Annotated in this window: 1 protein-coding gene; it reads left to right on the forward strand. The window is 68.4% G+C overall.

Annotation, left to right across the window (positions count from 1 at the left end):
- Window positions 1–55: 55 nt before the first annotated feature.
- A partial coding sequence (locus tag ACWGJO_RS41665; protein ID WP_452190981.1) for a transposase occupies window positions 56–1,087 on the forward strand: 1,032 nt, incomplete at its 3' end.

The raw sequence follows: 1,087 nt of genomic DNA on the forward strand, positions 1-1,087 counted from the left end.
CCCAGGTGGTCGACAGCGCACCGACTCCACGCATGTCCTGGCCGCAGTACGGGACTTGAACCGTCTGGAGTTCGTCGGAGAGACACTGAGGGCGGCTTTGGAAGCAATCGCGGTCGCCGCGCCGGCCTGGTTGAGGACGTGGATGGACCCGTCCTGGCAGCAACGCTATCGGGCGCGGGTGGATGCCTACCGATTGCCCAGCGCCCAGGACGAGCGGGACGAGTTGGCGCGACAGATCGCCACCGACGGATTCCGACTGCTCGAAGCGGTATTCACACCCACGGCGCCGCGCTGGCTGCGGGACGTCCCCGTCGTCGCCGTCCTGCGGACGGTGTGGATGCAGCAGTTCAGCCGCACGGTGACCGACGGAGTCCAGGAGGTGGCCTGGCGGGGGAAAGGCGATTGCCCGCCCAGCAGTGCCAGGATCACCTCCCCCTACGACGTCGACTCCCGCTATGCCATGAAGCGCGGGTTCGGCTGGGATGGCTACAAGGTCCACCTCAGCGAGACCTGCGACGACCTCGGTGAGGTCGGGCGCCCGCACATGATCACCCACGTCCACACCACCGATGCCACGGTCCACGACGCGGCGGTCGTCGAGCAGATCCATGATCGCCTCGACGGCAAAGGCCTGCTGCCGTCCGAGCATCTCCTGGACTCCGGCTACGTCTCCGCCGAACTGCTGCTGACCTCGCCGGTTGAACGCGGTGTCGAAGTCATTGGTCCGGTGAGGCCGAACAGCACGCGCCAGGCCGTCCAGGCCGCCGGCTACGGCAAAACGTCCTTCAGTATCGACTGGGACGCGCGGCAGGCGACCTGCCCGAGCGGCGCCAACAGCAGGTACTGGACCGAGGGTTACGACAACAACGGCCGTCTGGCGGTCCGGATCCGCTTCGCCACCCAGACGTGCGCGCCGTGTCCGGTCCGCGACCAGTGCACCCGCTCGACCCAGTACGGCCGGCAGCTCACCGTCCGCCCCCAGGACCAAGACGTCCTCCTCGAACGCGTCCGGGCCGAGCAGGCCACCGAGGACTGGAAGGGCCGCTACGCGGCCCGCGCAGGAGTGGAAGGCACCATTCACCAGGCC

The sequence above is a fragment of the Kitasatospora sp. NPDC054795 genome (genome assembly GCF_053611565.1).